This is a genomic window from Tardiphaga sp. 215_C5_N2_1 (genome assembly GCF_052076055.1).
GTDB lineage: Bacteria > Pseudomonadota > Alphaproteobacteria > Rhizobiales > Xanthobacteraceae > Tardiphaga > Tardiphaga robiniae.
Map to the genome: position 1 here is coordinate 1,899,210 of NZ_CP197240.1, position 16,581 is coordinate 1,915,790.

The window sequence follows — 16,581 nt, forward strand, 5'->3', positions numbered from 1 at the left end:
TTCTCCGGAGGATTCCATGACCGCGTATGACCCGAACAACATCTTCGCCAAGATCCTGCGCGGCGAATTCCCCTGCTACAAGGTCTATGAGAACGACCACGTGCTGGCGTTCCTCGACATCATGCCGCGCTCCCCCGGCCATACGCTGGTGATCCCGAAGGCACCCGCGCGCAACATCTTCGACATCACGCCGGACGATTACGCCCATGTGATCCGCGCCGCCCACAAGATCGCCGCCGCCTGCAAACAGGCCTTCAAGGCCGACGGCATGACCGTCGCACAGTATTCGGAAGCCGCCGGCGGCCAGGTGGTGTTTCACCTGCACATGCATGTGATGCCGCGCCACGACAATGTCGGCCTGCTGCCGCCGGCATCGCGCAAGGAAGACCCGAAAGTGCTGGAAGACAACGCGACGAAACTGATCGCGGCACTGGCAGCGGTTGGGTAGATCGTCGCCTGTCTTACCTCGCCCCGCTTGCGGGGAGAGGTCGAAGCCTGCGCGATAGCGAAGGCTTCGGGTGAGGGGGAGCCAGTGTTTCACTCACTGGCTCCCCCTCACCCGTCTCGAACGCACTCCGTGCGTTCGATCCACCCTCTCCCCGCAAGCGGGGCGAGGGAAACTACTCCGTCTGAAAGTCGCCCGGCTGCGGCGGCGCCAGCGGTGTGAACTCGCAGCGGTCGGGTTTCACGTCCAGCAGCGGCGTCTCGTCCAGACAATCCAGCCCGCGCACCAGCACGGTCGATCCCTCGATCCCCACCAGCTTCACCATGGATGTGCCGAGCGGGTTTGGCCGCACCGGCGTGCGCAGCGAGAAGATGCCGCGCGCATTGCCGTCGTTCTTGGGGCTCTGCAGCACCAGGTCGCGGCGCGACAGATGCAGCCAGTAGATCACTTCGAGATGCTTGTAGAGGTCGAGGTCTTTCAGCCCCGGCACCCACGGCTCGAAGATCTCGAGCCGGCACACCGGGCCGTCATGGCGGCCCTGCCGCGGCGTTTCCAGCCGCGACGTCCAAGGCGTGCGGATGCGCCCGATATAGACGAGGCCCGCATGGTTCGGCTTCGGTGCATCGACGGCGAGTTCGCCGGCGCGGATTTCACTTTCACGAACCATTGCCCACCATTCTGATCAATCCAGCGAGATGTTCTGCGCCTTGATCACCTTCGACCACCGCGCCCGGTCCTCGTCAACGAATTCGTTGATCTCCTTGACCGTCTTCGGTCGCAGCACCGGGAAGCCGATCTTTTCCAGCGAGGCACGGAAGGTGTTGTCGTTCAGGGCGCGATCCATGCTGGCCATCACGGTCTTGACGACATCGTCCGGCAGTTTCGACGATCCCGCCAGACCGAACCAGACGCCGACCTGATAATCGGGGTAGCCGCTCTCGATGACGGTCGGCACGTCGGGGAGATCGGGACTGCGTTCTTTCGAACTGACGCCGAGCGGCCGCAGCAACCCGGCCTTCACCGGCGGCAACGCCGTAGAGAGCGTGTCGAACATCACCTGGATATTGCCGGAGAGGAGATCGGTCAGCGCCGGTCCCGCCCCCTTGTAGGGCACATGGGTCATCTCGACGCCGGCGATCTGCTTGAACATCTCACCTGCGAGATGAATGGTGCCACCGGTGCCGGCCGAGCCGAAATTCAGCTTGCCCGGATTGGCCTTCGCGTAGGCCACGAATTCCTTCACCGTCTTGGCCGGCACGGACGGATGCACTTCCATCACGACGGGCAGATCGGTCACCACCGTCAGCATCCGCAGATCTTTCTGCGGATCGTAGGACAGCTTTTTGTAGAGCAGCGGATTGAGCACCATGATGGACGCGGCCGTGACAAACAGCGTGTAGCCATCGGGCTCTGCACGCGTCACCATTTCGGCGGCGATGGCGCCCTGCGCGCCCGGCTTGTTCTCGACGATCGTCGTCTGCTTGAGATCGCGGCCGAGATAATCCGCCACGAGACGCGCGAGCACATCGGTCGGCCCGCCGGCTGCATAAGGCACCACGAGCTTGATCGTGCGCGTCGGATATTCCGCCGCACGGGCGAGCGGCGCGGCAAAACCCAGCGCAGCGATGACGATGCCGGTTATCAAGGCAGAACTTGCGCGCAATCTCATATCGTCTCCCAACCCCTATTTTTAAGTTGAGCGGAGACTATCGCGTTCACGCAGTCATACAAGGCCGATACAGCCTGACGCTGTCGTCTATCAACCGAGGATGTATTTGCCGGTGACCATCACCAGCTCGCCGCATGCGACGCCGAGAAAGATCGAACGCCTGAAAGCAACGAAGACGACGAGGCCGACAGCCACCGCGCCATAGCGCAACGGCGGCGGAATACTCGCCAGCGCGCCGGGCGGCACGACAAGAATTTGCGCAATGACACCGGCGAGGATCGCGGTGGCCACCGCCCTCACCCAGATCAGGATCTCGGACTCTTCGTCGACGCCGCCGCCGAGCCACAGGCCAAGCATGCGCCAGACCTCATTGGGGAGGAAACCCGCCAGGAGCAGCACAAAGAGCGCGTGCCAGTCGCCGATGAAGTCGCTCATCGCCGCCTCCAGCGATGCACGCCATAGGCGATCGTCCCGGCCGAGACGCCGGAGATCAGAATATCGACGCCGGTGTTGAAGAGCGACACGACAGGAAACAGCGCGAGACCTAGCACGAGCGCCACGATATCGGCGAGCTGCTTGCAGTTGCGCGCCGTCGACAGCAGAAATGCCAGCGGCGTCAGCAACAGGATCGCCGCGCCGAACAGCGGCGGCAGATTGGCCGCGAGGTGATAGCCGATGAAGGTCGCGGTCAGCGACGACAACACAAGTCCAAGGCCGAGCCCGTTGACGAAGGCGATGCGTCGCTCGCGCGGGACCAGCGGCATCAACCGGAAGCATTCCACCCACAGCGTCACTGCGATGAAATGCGACGGCAAGATCAGTTGCCGCTTTTTGGTCTCCGGCATGCGCAGCATCGGAAGCACCGACACCACCATGGGAAACAGACGGATCGCGCTCACAGTCACCGCGAGCGCCGCCTGAATGACCGTGGCGCCGGAGCCGAGCGCGACGAGAAGAATAATCTGTGCGGGACCGGCCCAGACGAACAATGTGCTGGCGAGCGCCCAGAACAGGCTGAAATGCGTGTCATGGGCCAGCGCGCCGATGCCGATATAGGTCGCGAACAAGACCAGCGTCAGGATGGTCGTGGTGATCGACCGCATGCCGTAAAGGAAGGCCGCCGCACTGCCCTGCCATCTCGGTGAATCCAGTGCAGGAAGCGACACGTGTGTTTGTTTCTTCTTGGTTGATCCGGCCTGTCATAGGCTGCCGAAAGCCGCCGGCGTCAAGAGGCGCCAATGCATGGGGTGCCAGCAGTCACGCTCTGCCGTTACGCAGCACCAGACAGCCTTGCCCGGCCCGGCGGATCTTGCCGCAGAGATCGTTGGCCTCGTCACGCGTGTCGGTCCCGATCCTCACCTGATAGAAGGTTCGCGTGCCGCGGCTTCGGAACAGCGAACTCAGCAGGTTGGGATCGCGTTCGCCGACCACCGTGCGCAAGCGCAGCATCACACGCGCGTAGGACATCAGAGCACGGTCACGATTGAAGCCTGCCGCCAGTTGCACACCCCATGGCCGTGCTTCGCCGAGCTTCACGCGCGCTTCCAGTTGCGTAACGAAGGGATTGGGCGCGCGCTGCAGGAGTGCCATCAATTCACGGCAGCTCGACGTCGCGGCACGCGGCGGCGTCTTGCCGTTACGGCCCGCAGCCTGCCAGTCCTCGACCGTCGCCCCGGTGATCGCGGAGACGTAGTTGCGGGTCTCGCCGGGCATGTATCCCTTGCCGTCGAGCCAGTCCTGCACGCGGCGTGGTCCTGCATTATAGGCCGCAGCCGCGAGGCCGAGATTACCGAACTGGTTGCGCAGCTCGCTGAGAAACTCCGCCGATTTCGGCAGTGCCTGCACCGGATCGAACGGATCGAGCAGACGCCGCTCATTGGCCGTGCCCGGCATGAATTGCGCGATGCCCTGTGCGCGCTGGCCATTGCGCGTCACGGGACCGACGGCATCGGGCTGAAACCGGCTTTCCTGCCAGATCACACGGGCGAAGAATTCCAGCGGCAGGTCGTTGGCTCGCGCTGCAGACTCGATCATCAGACACATCGACTCGCGGGCACCACTGTCCCGCGCCAGATTAGGCTTTTCCGGAGTCGCCATTGGCAGCATCCGGTCCGCGCCGGGCTTCGCCAGTTCGCTGATCGGGAGCTCCTCGGCGCGCACGCCCGCGACCGGCGCAAGCAACAGCGCCGCGAGGCAAATTATCCGGCCGATGATGCTTCCGAACGCCATGCCTTATCCCGCGCGGATTCCCCGCGCCTTGACAGCGGGACCCCAGCAGCTAGCTATGAATGAAAGACGGCAAAAGCGGGAGTGCAAACAATGGCCGACGCGCGCGACGACACATCCGGCTTTGCCAGCGACGACGATGTTCCGATCCAGTATATGGCGCGCACCCGCGCCTATTATCAGGCGATCGGCTATGACGTTCCCTATCGCTGGGCGCATCACATCGACACGCCGTTCCAGCCGCTGAAGAAGCCGCTGGCGCAGTCGCGCGTCGCCATCGTCACCACCGCAGCGCCCTTCGATCCCGCCAAGGGCGATCAGGGTCCGGGCGCGCTCTATAACGGCGGCGCCAAATTCTATCAGGTCTATGACGGCGATACGTCGGTCGATCATGACCTGCGCATCTCGCACATCGCCTATGATCGCGTGCACACGAGGGCGGACGACAGCGGCACCTGGTTTCCCCTGCCCGCGCTACGCGCACTCGCGGCATCCGGACGCATCGGCGAGGTCGCGCCGCGCTTCTATGGCGCACCAACCAATCGCAGCCACCGCGTGACCCTTGAGACCGATGCGCCGGAGATCGTCAAGCGCGCCAAGGCCGATGGTGTCGATGTCGCCGTCCTGGTGCCGAATTGCCCGGTCTGCCACCAGACCATCAGTCTCGTCGCCCGCGAGCTGGAGGCCAATGGCATTGCCACCGTGGTAACGGGCTGCGCCAAGGACATTGTCGAACACGCTGCAGTGCCCCGTTTTCTGTTCAGCGACTTCCCCCTGGGCAATTCCGCCGGCAAGCCGCATGACAAGGCCTCGCAGGCGCAAACCCTAGAATTGGCCCTGCGCCTGCTGGAATCCGCCGTGGGTCCGCAAACGACCCTGCAGTCGCCGCAGCGCTGGGCCAGCGATGCCATCTGGAAGCGCGACTACAACAATGTCGCCCTGCTCAGCGCCGAGGAACTGGCGCGCCGCCGGGCCGAATTCGACAAGCAGAAGGACATCGCCCGCGGATTACGCGAGACGGCGGCCTGAGCCCGCCCTGAGGCCGATCACCCCGTCTTTCGGCGATCGCCCTTAACTTTGGTTTACGTTAAATCCGCTCAATCCGCGCGAAAGCCTTCCCCGGCGGATGGAACTGCGTACAGTCCCCGCCTGCAACCTCAGGGGACCTCAAGACATGGACGAGCGGCGCAAGAACGTCAGGGACAAGGTGATCTACGGTGCCGTCGCGTCCAAGGACCAGAAGGCCAAGGAATGTGTCGTGCGCGACATTTCCGAGGATGGCGCCCGCATCGAATTTGGAAGCGGCGCGCGACTGCCAAAGGATGAGCTGACGCTCAACATCGCGCGAAAGGGCCGTTCGTTCCTCGCCAGGATCGTCTGGTGGCGCGACAACATCGTCGGCGTCGCCTTCACCGATCCGCCGGTGGAGAGCAAGGAAAGCTCCGACATCGAAGAGCGCCTGCGCAAGAGCGAGAAGAAAAAGCGCGAACTGCAAAAGCAGATTCAGAAACTGCTGGGGCAGTAAGGCGTTTGGCCAAATAACAAAACCGCAAACTCAGCCCTCATCCTGAGGAGCGCGCTTGCGCGCGTCTCGAAGGATGGGTGCATATGCATTCATGGTTCGAGACGGCGCCGAAGAGGCGCCTCCTCACCATGAGGACAGAGAGCGTATCTCCCAAAACAAAACGGCCGGTGATCTCTCACCGGCCGTTTTCATTTGTTCAATTGGCTGGCGGCTTACGCCTTCTCCAGCGGCCCCTTGGCTGAACCCGACCCCTTGCCCGACTTCGGCTTCTTGGCGGCGCCGCGCTTCGCCGGCAGCTTCTCCGGCTTCGGCGTCACCGGACCATCGACGAATTCGAAGCCGATGCTCTCCTGCTCGACACCAAGCACCGCCTCGTCCTTCTTCAGGATGACGCGGACATGGCCGCCATTCTTGAGCTTGCCGAACAGCAGTTCGTCGGCAAGTGGCTTCTTGATGTGCTCCTGGATCACGCGGCCCATCGGGCGCGCACCCATCTGCTCGTCATAGCCGTGCTGGATCAGCCAGGCCTTGGCGGGATCGGACAGTTCGATGGTGACGTCGCGGTCTGCGAGCTGGGCTTCCAGCTGCAGCACGAACTTCTCCACCACCATGCCGATCACATCCGAATTCAGATGTGCGAAGGACACGACCGCATCGAGGCGATTGCGGAATTCCGGCGCGAACTGCCGGTTGATCGCCTCCTGATCCTCGCCTTCCCGCTTGCCGCGGGTGAAGCCGAAGGCCGCACGCGCCATGTCGGCGGCGCCGGCATTGGTCGTCATGATCAGGATCACGTTGCGGAACGAGACCTGCTTGCCGTTGTGGTCGGTCAGACGGCCGTGATCCATCACCTGCAGCAGCACGTTGTACAGATCCGGATGCGCCTTCTCGATTTCGTCGAGCAGCACCACGCAATGCGGATGCTGGTCCACGCCATCGGTGAGCAAACCGCCCTGATCGAAGCCGACATAGCCGGGAGGCGCGCCGATCAGGCGCGACACGGTATGCCGCTCCATATATTCGGACATGTCGAACCGAATAAGCTCGACACCCAGCGACGACGCCAACTGCTTCGCCACTTCGGTCTTGCCGACGCCGGTGGGGCCCGAGAACAGGTAGCTGCCAATCGGCTTCTCCGGCTCGCGCAGGCCGGCACGCGCCAGCTTGATCGATGCCGCCAAGGCTTCGATCGCCTTGTCCTGCCCGAACACCACGCGCTTCAAAGTCGACTCAAGATGCCGCAGCACCTCGGCATCGTCCTTCGACACGCTCTTGGGCGGGATTCGCGCCATGGTCGCGATCGTGGTCTCGATTTCCTTGATGCCGATTGTCTTCTTGCGCTTGCTCTCGGCCACCAGCATCTGCGCCGCACCCGACTCGTCGATCACGTCGATCGCTTTGTCCGGCAGCTTGCGGTCGTGGATATAGCGCGACGAGAGCTGCACCGCAGCCTCGATGGCCTCGTTGGTGTATTTGAGCTTGTGGTAATCCTCGAAATACGGCTTGAGGCCCTTCAGGATCGAGATCGCATCTTCAACAGTCGGTTCGTTGACGTCGATCTTCTGGAACCGGCGCACCAATGCGCGATCCTTCTCGAAGTGCTGGCGATATTCCTTGTAGGTGGTCGAACCCATGCAACGGATCGCACCCGAAGCCAGCGCGGGCTTGAGCAGATTCGAGGCATCCATCGCGCCGCCCGAGGTGGCGCCGGCGCCGATCACCGTGTGGATTTCGTCGATGAACAGGATCGCATTCGGATGCGCTTCGAGTTCCTTGAGCACCTGCTTCAGGCGTTCTTCGAAGTCACCGCGATAACGCGTGCCGGCCAGCAGCGTGCCCATGTCCAGCGAGAACACGGTAGCCGCCGACAACACTTCCGGCACGTCGCTGTCCACGATGCGCTTGGCCAGACCTTCGGCAATCGCCGTCTTGCCGACGCCGGCTTCGCCGACGAACAGCGGATTGTTCTTCTGCCGGCGGCACAGGACCTGGATCGCGCGATTGATCTCGGCCGTACGCCCGATCACCGGATCGATCTTGCCGTCACGCGCCTTCTTGTTGAGGTTGACGCAATAGGTATCGAGCGCCTCGCCCTTCTTCTTGGCGTCGTCGCCGTTCTTGGTCTCGGTCTCCTCATCGACGCCGCGCACCGGCCGCGCCTCGGAAACGCCCGGCCGCTTGGCAATGCCGTGGCTGATGTAATTCACTGCGTCATAGCGCGTCATATCCTGCTCCTGCAGGAAATACGCGGCATGGCTTTCGCGCTCGGCGAAGATCGCGATCAGCACATTGGCGCCGGTCACTTCTTCGCGACCCGACGACTGCACATGAATGACGGCGCGCTGGATCACGCGCTGGAAACCGGCAGTCGGCTTGGCGTCATCTGCGCCATCCGTCACCAGGTTTTCGAATTCGGTTTCGAGATAATTGACCAGACTGCCGCGCAGCTTGTCGAGATCGACGCTGCACGCCCGCATCACTGCCGCTGCGTCGCTGTCATCCACCAGCGACAGCAGGAGATGCTCCAGCGTCGCATATTGGTGGTGCCGCTCGTTCGCAATCGAGAGCGCCCGATGCAGCGATTGTTCAAGGCTTTGAGAAAAAGTTGGCATTCCGCGTCCTCGTTGGCCCCCACCATCATGATCGTCGTTGCCGGGTCAGGCAACAAGAACCTTTCTCACATATAGTGATGTCTGATCGTGGTGAAAGGCTGGTTCCCGCTGCTTGTTGTGACGCGTCCGCAGAGCACGTCTGTTCATTCCAGCGCATTGTCACATGCGCTGTTGACGCAGCCGAACGACCGCGTTCGACTCACATCAGTTCAATGCAAGACCCGTTCCCAGTTTCCGGGAATTCACGCGAGGCTACTTCTTTTCCATCACGCATTGCAAAGGGTGCTGGTGCTTGCGCGCAAAATCCATCACCTGCGTCACTTTGGTTTCGGCGATCTCATAGGTGAAAACGCCGCATTCCCCGATCCCGTGATGATGAACGTGGAGCATGATCTGCGTCGCCGCCTCGGCGTCCTTCTGGAAGAACTTTTCCAGCACATGCACGACGAATTCCATCGGCGTGTAATCGTCGTTGAGGATCAGCACGCGATACAGGTTGGGACGCTTGGTCTTGGGTTTGACCTTGGTGATGACCGAGGTGGCCGGCCCACCGGGCGCATTGGACCGGTTGTCGTCCTCTGCCATGCCACGCGGCCGCCGGCGGCGATCGTCGAGGGTGCCGGCCACAGGCATCAGGATGCCGTCAGGCATGAATTTCGAAGGTTTCTGGAACATAGCGCCTGTATAAAAGTCCCTAGCCGATATTGGCCAGCCCCGAATTGACAGCGTCCCCAGCCACGACGTGCTGCCGGACGCCTCGGGCACAGAGGCACCCCGGGTCGCCGCATGGGTGCGACGCTGTCCGTTACAGGACCGATGGAGCCAATATGGGTTCCTGTGGCCGTTCTCGCAAGCACACTGCAAGCACCTGGAATGGCTCGCCGCGCCCCCGCCTGATGGCCCCCGGTCCGGTCAGGGTTAACCGATCGTGCTCGATTTGACCGGACAAGCAAACGAGCCATTTAACCGTCGTTCACGATAATACCGGGCGCTGACGCAGCGGCACGCCAATAGTTGGCCTTTTACCGATTTTCTGAGGACGCCTTTACCACCTGTTCAGCCGCCGCCCCCGAAATGACCTCCAGAAACTCACCATTGGCGGTCACGATGTTTATTCAATCGATTTCAAGCCAGGCGAAGCGCATCGCATCCCGATTTGCACGCCACGATGGCGGCAATATCGCGATGACCTTCGCCGTCGCTCTGGTGCCCCTGCTCGGCTTCGTGGGCGCCGCCGTCGACTACTCCCGGGCCAACGCTGCCCGCTCGGCGATGCAAGCGGCGCTCGACTCTGCAGCCTTGATGGTTTCGAAGGACCTGTCCGCCAATCCGACCATGTCGGCGACCGATGTCACCGACAAGGCGAAGGCCTATTTCAACGCGCTGTACACCAACACGAATGCCGGCCAGATCACGGTGACGGCGAGCTACACGACCAACACCAAGGACGGCTCCACGGTCACGGTCAACGGCTCCGGCGCCGTCGCAACCGATTTCATGAAGATGGTCGGCCTCCCGCAACTAGGGATCGGCAGCGGCTCGACCACGACCTGGGGCTCGACGCGCATGCGCGTCGCCATGGCGCTCGACGTCACCGGGTCGATGGGTATGGGGACCGGCAAATTGAAGGCGATGCAGGACGCAGCAACGGGTCTCATCAAGACGCTGAGCGCCAACTCGCGCATGACCGAGGACACTTATATCTCGATCATTCCGTTTGCGCAGATGGTCAATGTCGGCGCGTCGAACAAGAACGCGACCTGGCTCAAATGGGACGAATATGGATCCTGCAGCTATCCGTACTACGACACCAAAGCCGAGTGCCAAGCGGCTGGCCAAACCTGGAACGCGAGCTCCAACAAGAACGCCTGGAATGGCTGCGTCACTGACCGTGATCAGCCTTACGACACCACCAACGAAGCCCCGTCGGGCACAGCACGTTATCCGGCCTACCAGTACAATGCATGCCCCTCAGCCATTCTTGGGATGACATCGGCTTATGGTCCTGCCAACGTTAAGACGCTGACAGACAAGATCGATGCCCTGTCGGCGAATGGCGGCACCAACCAGCCGATCGGCATGGCCTGGGCCTGGCGCACCTTGCAGATCGGTAGCGATCCATTCCCGGCACCGGCCAAGGATTCGAACTACAAATACACAGATGCACTTATCATCTTGTCGGACGGCATGAATACCAAGGACCGATGGTACGGTGACGGCGCCAATTGGTCGACACTGGTTGACGATCGACAGAAGTTACTGTGTGCCAATATCAAAAAGCTGAACCCGGTGACCAACAAGCAGGACACCGTGATCTATACGATCCAGGTCAACACGGGCGGCGATCCGGAGTCCGCAGTTTTGAAATCCTGCGCCGATCCCGGCAATTTCTTTCCTACAAGCACCAACGCCGGCATCGCCGACGCCTTCAAGGCAATCGGCAACTCGCTCAACGCATTGCGCGTGTCAAAGTAAAGCGGCGGCGACACCTTCAAACAAAAACGCCCGGCCATCAGGCCGGGCGTTTTGATTTGAAGACCGTATCGCTTAGCGCGCCGGGGTCATCTTGGCGACGAAGCCTTCGAACGGCTTGTAGGCCTGCTTGGCGAGATCGACATAGAGTTCGCTGATCTTGTGCGATTCAGCGACGAAGGATTCATAGGCCGACTTGGCGTATTCGGTCTGCACTTCGAGCACCTTGTCGAGCGACTGCACGCCGGACAGTTTGGTCACGAAGGCATTGCCATCCTCGAACGACTTCTTGGTGTAGTCGCCAACCGCGACAGCGATAGCCTGTGCACCGTTCTGAAGCGTGGCCGCCGATGCGACTGCACTCTCGAACTGCTCCTTGCCGTACTGCTGGATGTCTTCGACCTTGATCACTGCAAATCCTTTCCCGGATTGGACGGGTCAGCCGCGGCCGGGTGGACCCCGGTCTGATCTGACCTGCCCATCTATCGTGCGGTGCACAATGTCGTCAAGAATCCTGTGCGATGCACAATTTTTACCATTGGCAGTAAATGCACGGGTAACTGGCAAGGGTTGCTTAACCTTTTGGAAACTCGCCGGACCTACCCTGATTTCTTGCATTGGTGCGTTGGGGCCAAAAAGCCCAAAAACTGCATGAGTACATACTCTTAGCCAGAATGGCCGCGTATGCTTCTGCCATCCCGCCGAGAGAACCGCTCAGGCTGACGCTTAAAACTGAGACACATCCCCGGTTGTTGGGCATAATTTAGCCTCACGATCCGGGGAATGAGACTGATCTGACGGGGAAGTCCATGCTTCGCACAACGTTTGCTTCGTCGCGCACCTTGCGGGTGTGCGCTCTTGGGCTGGCAACTCTCAGCATCGCGGTCATCTTTACGACTGACAGTGCGGATGCCCGCCGCCGACATAAATCGCGAAGCCACGTCGCGCGCGTCTCCAGTTACAATCCCGCGTTCTCCTCGATCATCGTGGATGGCAATTCCGGCGCGGTTCTCTCGTCCAACAATCCCGACGGTTCGCGCCATCCGGCGTCGCTGACCAAGATCATGACGCTGTACATGCTGTTCGAGAAGCTGGAATCCGGCAAGCTCACGCTGGACAGCGAAATGGACGTCTCGCAGCACGCCTCCGTGCAGGCTCCGACCAAACTGGGCCTGCGCCCCGGTCAGACGCTGCGGGTCGAGGACGCGATCAAGGCCCTGGTGACCCGCTCCGCCAACGACGCCGCCGTTGTCATCGCCGAAGCCATTGCCGGCGACGAAGACGATTTCGCCAAGCTGATGACCAAGAAGGCCCGCGCGCTCGGCATGAGCCGCACGGTGTATCGCAATGCCTCCGGCCTCCCTGACGATGCGCAGGTGACCACCGCGCGCGACCAGTCGGTGCTTGGCCGCGCCATCCAGGATCGCTTCCCGCGTTACTACCGCTACTTTGCCACCGCCTCGTTCAATTATCGCGGCCGCAACATCCGCAACCACAACCGCCTGATCGGCAGTGTCGAAGGCGTCGACGGCATCAAGACCGGCTACACCCGCGCCTCCGGCTTCAACCTCGTCTCGTCGATGAAGCGCGGCAACCGCCATCTGGTCGGCGTCGTGCTTGGCGGCCGCAGCGGCGGCGCCCGTGACGCCGCCATGCGCAACCTGCTTGCCGAGAACCTGGACAAGGGCGCCACCCGCCGTACCGTGGCCGCGATCACCGAGCGCAATCCGTCCGAATCCGCAACCGAGGTCGCCGAAGCCGAGGCTCAGGCGCGTCCGATCGACACCAAACAGGTCAACGGCGCCATTCAGGTGGCTGCTGCAACGCCGGTGGCCGCTGAACCGCTCTCCGAGCCCCCGGCTCGTCCCGCCGCGCCAGCGGCGCGCCCGTCCGTCTTCGCCGCCGCCACCGCAGCGCTGCCCCCGGCAGCGCCGATGCCGCAGCCCCGCAAGCCCGAGCCCGGCCCGCTCAACAGCGGCGTCATCCAGTCCGAGCCCATCTCGACCATTCCGGGCTCGTCAGAGCCGATGAAGCCGGTTCGTGTCCGCACCGTTCAGGTCAAGTCCGGCCAGTACAAGCTGGCCTCCGCCGGCGGCGAGCAACCCGCCCCTCCGGCCGCCACCAATGCCATCACGGCACGCTCTGAGCCCACCGCCCGCTCGCCCGAGACCACCAATTCGCTCTATGCCCGCTCGGAGATGCCGCGTCAGCCGGCAGGCTTCGGGACCGGCAATGGGCTTCTAGGCGTCTTGCCGGCCCAGGGAAGCGCTCAGGGCGGCACCCAGATGGCCTATGCCGACCCTGCCCCGCGTAACGTACCAGCCCCTCAGGCTCCCGCTCCGCAGACGGTACAACAGGGCGGCGCCATCAAACCCGCCGCGATCCACACCGGCTGGATCATCCAGGTCGGTGCACTGGAGAGCGAGAGCGAGGCACGGATCCGCCTCGACGCCGCGCGTGAACAGGCCCGCGGCCTGCTCGGCAAGGCCGACCCGTTCACTGAAGCCGTCGTCGGCAAGGGCGACAGGAAACTCTACCGCGCCCGCTTCGCCGGCCTCGACCGCGAAAAAGCCGAAGCCGTCTGCAAGACGCTGAAGCGTTCCGAGATCTCCTGCATCACCATCAAGAACTGATCGATTGATACCGTCGGATACGCAAATGGCCGGGACATTGTCCCGGCCATTTTGCTTTTGGTCACCATAAATCCCCGTGGTGACAACTTCTCGTCAAGACTTAGCCAGTACAAAATACAGACGGGGATTGATCGACCATGCCGGACAACGGCGGGCGATGGGGCGTTCTCAGAGAAACGGAAGCTGCTCGCAGTTGTAGCGTAAAAGCGTGCTGGAGTTAGCTGCGATGCGTGCGAAGCAGAGTGTCCTTGGCCTCGTTGACTCGGGCCGCCAGGTACGTCGAGCCCCCCTGGTCGGGATGCAGTTTCTTCATGAGGGATCGGTGCGCGCGGCTGATCTCGTCGCGGGTCGCGCCCGGCTTCACGCCAAGGATCTGATAAGCCTCCTCTTCCGTCATTTTACTGCCAGACGCCGCGCGGTCGTGCCGCCCTGCCGTATCGCCCTGCGCGTTCTGACGCCAGGCGGGAAACCGGCGGTCAAGATAACTTTCAAGTAGCGCCACGCTCTCCGCGTCGAAGCCGGTCATCATCGCCGCCAGTTGCGGCAGGTCGAATGCATCGAGCGACTGCCCGGCATAGGGGCCGGCGACAATCCGTCCGCTGAGCTGGCCACTGTCATGATCGAGGGTCATGTCGAGAAACGCCGAGCGGACCTGCGAGGTCTGGCCGGACGATTTGGTCCCGCCCCCAAACATGCCGCCGATATTGCTGAAGCCCGCGGTGCCGAACGGCGCCCAGCCCAAGAGACCCGCGCCGAAGATTCCGAGCGGGATCGCCACCGCCAGTTCGCCCTTGATCCCAGTGAAGGCCGCTACGGCCAGCGCCAGCACACCGCCGGCCAGCTTGATGCCGCGCGCCAGCAGCGCCGGGTTGGCCGAGCGGAACATCTGCAGCAGCATGTAGAGCACAAAGACGGCGAGCGCGCCGGCGATCAAAGTAGGCATGAGGGATAGATAGTCGGTTGCCGCGATCCGCGAAACGGTTTTGCAGACCGTTTATCGCATCTGGCCGAGCAGCTTTGCCGCACCCGGCGCCGACGACGCCAGCCGCGTCAGCGCCTCCCGTCCGCCCGCGGCATAGGCGGCTACCGCGCGCAGCAATTCGCGGAGCTGTGCAGCGGCTCCCGGATCGAACCGGCACCAGGCGCCACCAGTCAGCCGGGCAATCTCGCGAAACGCCTGTTCGGCCGCCGGGTCTTGCCCTTCCTGGAACATGAAGACCGGTACTTTCAGCAGGCCGAGTTCACCGGCCCGCGCACAGAGCTCGTCGACGGACTCCTCCATGGCGTCGCCCACGAACACCAATGCACGCACGCCGGAGGCCACCGCCTCGCGCCGTGTCTCCGACAGCACCTTGCCGATCTGGGTCTGACCGCCCTGGCAAGCGATCTTGCCCATCAGCCGCGCCAGTTGTGCGGTGTCCGAAATCCAGCCGGTCGCGCGGCACTCGCTGAGACCACGGAAATAGACGAGACGGATATCGAGACTGCCGATCGATGCGGCTTCGCGAAACATGTCGGCCTGCAGCGTGCAGGCCATGTCCCAGGTCGGCTGCCGGCTCATGGTGGCATCGAGTGCAAACACCAGCCGCCCGCGCCCGCCCGCTGCATGCGGCGCCATTGCTTTCGCCTTAGCGACGAAGGCGGCAATGTCAGCCGACGCCGATGGCTGCGCCAGCGCATCGGTTTTCGATTTGGGGATCGTGGGATCGCTGGCCATTTGAACTCGCGCTTGCTGCAAGCTTCATGTGGCGAGCATAGGCCGCGCGGTCAACCGCGCAGCGCAGAACTCAGTTCACGCTCGGCGTATACTGCGCGATCTTGTTCGGGTCAGTCGCACTGCTCTGCTGCGCAGGCTGCTCGATGATCTTCGGCTTGCCGGTGACCGGCGACAGCTTGCTGTCGTCGTCTAGGAACTTGTCGAGCAGTCCCTGAATCTTGGTCTTCAGGGTTTCCGGACCGCGATCGCTCATGTCGGTGTGCTGCGCACCGGTGTTGACGACCGTAATACCGGCCTTCTCGCAGATCTCGTCATCCGGCACGACACCGGGATCCGGCTTGAACACCGTATCATGCGAACGGAACGACAGGATCTTGAATTTGCCGTCGGTCATGAACGGCACGCGCAGGTTATCCAGCGTCACGACCTTCTTGACGTCATCCGGGAATTCCTTGGCGTAGAACATCGAGATGTCGCCGCCGTTGGAATGGCCGACCAGCGTCAGATGATCGTAGTCGGAGTTCGGCTGAATCTTCTTCAGCTCTTTTACCGCGTATTTAATGTTCTGCACGCCACGCTCATAGACCGGCAGACGGCCGACATAGAGCTCGCCGACCTTGGTCACGAGCGGAGCGTCGGTATCGAGATCGTGCTGGATGCTGACGGCCATATAGCCGCGCGCCGCAAACACGTTCGCGAGGAACGAGTATTCGGTGAACTTGACGGTGTTACCGTGATTGAGGACCGCGACCGGCAGAGTGATCATGCCGGCATTGGCCTGCATTTCCTTGTCGCGGCGAACGGCGATGTCGACCTGCACAGGACGATTACGCGACGCGTCGAAGAACGTCAGCGTCTCATGCCGGATGGCCCACTTCGACGCGGTGAAATACGCGGCGGTGGTCAGCACGCAAACCGAAAGCAGAATGAGAAGTCCGCGTTTCATGTTCGTCCCTGATCGGCCAGCTAGAGATAGGTCTCAGCCGGCTACAGCACTTAATGGGCCGGAATGGCCTCAAGCGGCTGCTTCAACAGCATATATGTCACAGCCCGGTGACAGAAAGGCTAAATATTGTGAATTCCGAGCCATGTTATTGTGCGCCGCACCCGCTTCTTGTGCAGTTGCTAAAGAAAGCCACGGTCGAATTGAGCGATTTTGAACAAGTTTCGCAAGGGATCGGAATTTCAAAAACGTCCTGTTTTCAACGACAAATCAACTGTCGAACGGGTAACTCGTTCCCCGGTAAAAGAAAATGATACCTGTGGTATCAGCGTGAAGTTG

Annotated in this window: 16 protein-coding genes; 5 read left to right on the plus strand and 11 right to left on the minus strand. The window is 62.1% G+C overall.

Features of this window, described 5'->3' with window-relative positions; genetic code table 11:
* The first annotated feature begins 16 nt into the window (after positions 1–16).
* Entirely contained in the window at positions 17–448 is a 432-nt protein-coding gene (locus AB7828_RS09015; protein ID WP_184517779.1) for an HIT family protein, read from the plus strand.
* Between the two features lie 172 nt (positions 449–620).
* Here the strand turns inward: AB7828_RS09015 and tsaA are convergent, their stop codons facing one another.
* The 5 genes from tsaA to AB7828_RS09040 all read right to left on the minus strand — a co-directional run bounded on the left by tsaA (position 621) and on the right by AB7828_RS09040 (position 4,343).
* Entirely contained in the window at positions 621–1,112 is a 492-nt protein-coding gene (gene tsaA / locus AB7828_RS09020; protein ID WP_092144388.1) for a tRNA (N6-threonylcarbamoyladenosine(37)-N6)-methyltransferase TrmO, read from the minus strand.
* A gap of 15 nt (positions 1,113–1,127) precedes the next feature.
* Complete coding sequence (locus AB7828_RS09025) at positions 1,128–2,114, minus strand: Bug family tripartite tricarboxylate transporter substrate binding protein (protein WP_439064186.1); 987 nt, start codon at positions 2,112–2,114, stop codon at positions 1,128–1,130.
* Between the two features lie 90 nt (positions 2,115–2,204).
* On the minus strand, positions 2,205–2,549 hold the full coding sequence (locus AB7828_RS09030) for an AzlD domain-containing protein (protein ID WP_441229967.1): 345 nt from the start codon (positions 2,547–2,549) through the stop codon (positions 2,205–2,207).
* Positions 2,546–3,280 carry an AzlC family ABC transporter permease gene (locus tag AB7828_RS09035; protein WP_441229968.1) on the minus strand — a complete coding sequence of 245 codons (735 nt, stop codon included), beginning with the start codon at positions 3,278–3,280 and terminating at the stop codon, positions 2,546–2,548. Before AB7828_RS09035 ends, AB7828_RS09030 begins: the two co-directional genes overlap by 4 nt.
* A 91-nt stretch (positions 3,281–3,371) precedes the next feature.
* The gene (locus AB7828_RS09040) at positions 3,372–4,343 is read right to left on the minus strand and encodes a transglycosylase SLT domain-containing protein (protein WP_414716944.1); all 972 of its coding nucleotides are present in this window, start codon (positions 4,341–4,343) and stop codon (positions 3,372–3,374) included.
* A gap of 90 nt (positions 4,344–4,433) precedes the next feature.
* Between AB7828_RS09040 and AB7828_RS09045 the strand changes: the two genes are divergently transcribed.
* A complete protein-coding gene (locus AB7828_RS09045; RefSeq protein WP_439083249.1) occupies positions 4,434–5,369 on the plus strand; it encodes a glycine/sarcosine/betaine reductase selenoprotein B family protein in 936 nt (311 codons plus the stop codon).
* A gap of 145 nt (positions 5,370–5,514) precedes the next feature.
* A complete protein-coding gene (locus AB7828_RS09050; RefSeq protein ID WP_068734400.1) occupies positions 5,515–5,865 on the plus strand; it encodes a PilZ domain-containing protein in 351 nt (116 codons plus the stop codon).
* Positions 5,866–6,077: 212 nt separating this feature from the next.
* Here the strand turns inward: AB7828_RS09050 and clpA are convergent, their stop codons facing one another.
* Complete coding sequence (gene clpA / locus AB7828_RS09055; protein ID WP_089263729.1) at positions 6,078–8,477, minus strand: ATP-dependent Clp protease ATP-binding subunit ClpA; 2,400 nt, start codon at positions 8,475–8,477, stop codon at positions 6,078–6,080.
* Positions 8,478–8,729: 252 nt separating this feature from the next.
* Positions 8,730–9,062: an ATP-dependent Clp protease adapter ClpS gene (gene clpS / locus AB7828_RS09060; protein WP_068734422.1), complete on the minus strand. Its 333-nt coding sequence runs from the start codon at positions 9,060–9,062 to the stop codon at positions 8,730–8,732.
* A gap of 522 nt (positions 9,063–9,584) precedes the next feature.
* Here clpS and AB7828_RS09065 point away from each other — a divergent pair.
* Positions 9,585–10,952: a TadE/TadG family type IV pilus assembly protein gene (locus AB7828_RS09065; RefSeq protein ID WP_116661847.1), complete on the plus strand. Its 1,368-nt coding sequence runs from the start codon at positions 9,585–9,587 to the stop codon at positions 10,950–10,952.
* 72 nt (positions 10,953–11,024) lie between these two features.
* Here AB7828_RS09065 and AB7828_RS09070 read toward each other — a convergent pair whose 3' ends face one another.
* Positions 11,025–11,360 (minus strand): phasin family protein, encoded by a 336-nt coding sequence (locus tag AB7828_RS09070; RefSeq protein ID WP_068734393.1) that lies wholly within the window; start codon positions 11,358–11,360, stop codon positions 11,025–11,027.
* Between the two features lie 398 nt (positions 11,361–11,758).
* On the opposite strand from AB7828_RS09070, the gene AB7828_RS09075 reads away from it, so the two are divergent.
* Positions 11,759–13,582 (plus strand): D-alanyl-D-alanine carboxypeptidase, encoded by a 1,824-nt coding sequence (locus AB7828_RS09075; RefSeq protein WP_175368446.1) that lies wholly within the window; start codon positions 11,759–11,761, stop codon positions 13,580–13,582.
* Positions 13,583–13,799: 217 nt separating this feature from the next.
* Here the strand turns inward: AB7828_RS09075 and AB7828_RS09080 are convergent, their stop codons facing one another.
* From AB7828_RS09080 to AB7828_RS09090, 3 genes are all read right to left on the minus strand, one after another.
* Positions 13,800–14,525: a DnaJ domain-containing protein gene (locus tag AB7828_RS09080; RefSeq protein WP_441229969.1), complete on the minus strand. Its 726-nt coding sequence runs from the start codon at positions 14,523–14,525 to the stop codon at positions 13,800–13,802.
* A gap of 51 nt (positions 14,526–14,576) precedes the next feature.
* Positions 14,577–15,299, minus strand: a complete 723-nt coding sequence (locus AB7828_RS09085; protein WP_320444569.1) for a VWA domain-containing protein — start codon at positions 15,297–15,299, stop codon at positions 14,577–14,579.
* 70 nt (positions 15,300–15,369) lie between these two features.
* Positions 15,370–16,245 carry an alpha/beta fold hydrolase gene (locus AB7828_RS09090; RefSeq protein WP_089263722.1) on the minus strand — a complete coding sequence of 292 codons (876 nt, stop codon included), beginning with the start codon at positions 16,243–16,245 and terminating at the stop codon, positions 15,370–15,372.
* Positions 16,246–16,581 lie beyond the last annotated feature (336 nt).

Bases quoted from the DNA above. Each gene is read 5' to 3' on its own strand.
- AB7828_RS09080 (WP_441229969.1), bottom strand. From the start codon at position 14,525: ATGCCTACTTTGATCGCCGGCGCGCTCGCCGTCTTTGTGCTCTACATG.
- AB7828_RS09065 (WP_116661847.1), top strand. From the start codon at position 9,585: ATGTTTATTCAATCGATTTCAAGCCAGGCGAAGCGCATCGCATCCCGA.
- AB7828_RS09025 (WP_439064186.1), bottom strand. From the start codon at position 2,114: ATGAGATTGCGCGCAAGTTCTGCCTTGATAACCGGCATCGTCATCGCT.
- AB7828_RS09030 (WP_441229967.1), bottom strand. From the start codon at position 2,549: ATGAGCGACTTCATCGGCGACTGGCACGCGCTCTTTGTGCTGCTCCTG.
- clpS (WP_068734422.1), bottom strand. From the start codon at position 9,062: ATGGCAGAGGACGACAACCGGTCCAATGCGCCCGGTGGGCCGGCCACC.
- AB7828_RS09090 (WP_089263722.1), bottom strand. From the start codon at position 16,245: ATGAAACGCGGACTTCTCATTCTGCTTTCGGTTTGCGTGCTGACCACC.
- tsaA (WP_092144388.1), bottom strand. From the start codon at position 1,112: ATGGTTCGTGAAAGTGAAATCCGCGCCGGCGAACTCGCCGTCGATGCA.
- clpA (WP_089263729.1), bottom strand. From the start codon at position 8,477: ATGCCAACTTTTTCTCAAAGCCTTGAACAATCGCTGCATCGGGCGCTC.
- AB7828_RS09040 (WP_414716944.1), bottom strand. From the start codon at position 4,343: ATGGCGTTCGGAAGCATCATCGGCCGGATAATTTGCCTCGCGGCGCTG.
- AB7828_RS09015 (WP_184517779.1), top strand. From the start codon at position 17: ATGACCGCGTATGACCCGAACAACATCTTCGCCAAGATCCTGCGCGGC.
- AB7828_RS09050 (WP_068734400.1), top strand. From the start codon at position 5,515: ATGGACGAGCGGCGCAAGAACGTCAGGGACAAGGTGATCTACGGTGCC.
- AB7828_RS09085 (WP_320444569.1), bottom strand. From the start codon at position 15,299: ATGGCCAGCGATCCCACGATCCCCAAATCGAAAACCGATGCGCTGGCG.
- AB7828_RS09045 (WP_439083249.1), top strand. From the start codon at position 4,434: ATGGCCGACGCGCGCGACGACACATCCGGCTTTGCCAGCGACGACGAT.
- AB7828_RS09075 (WP_175368446.1), top strand. From the start codon at position 11,759: ATGCTTCGCACAACGTTTGCTTCGTCGCGCACCTTGCGGGTGTGCGCT.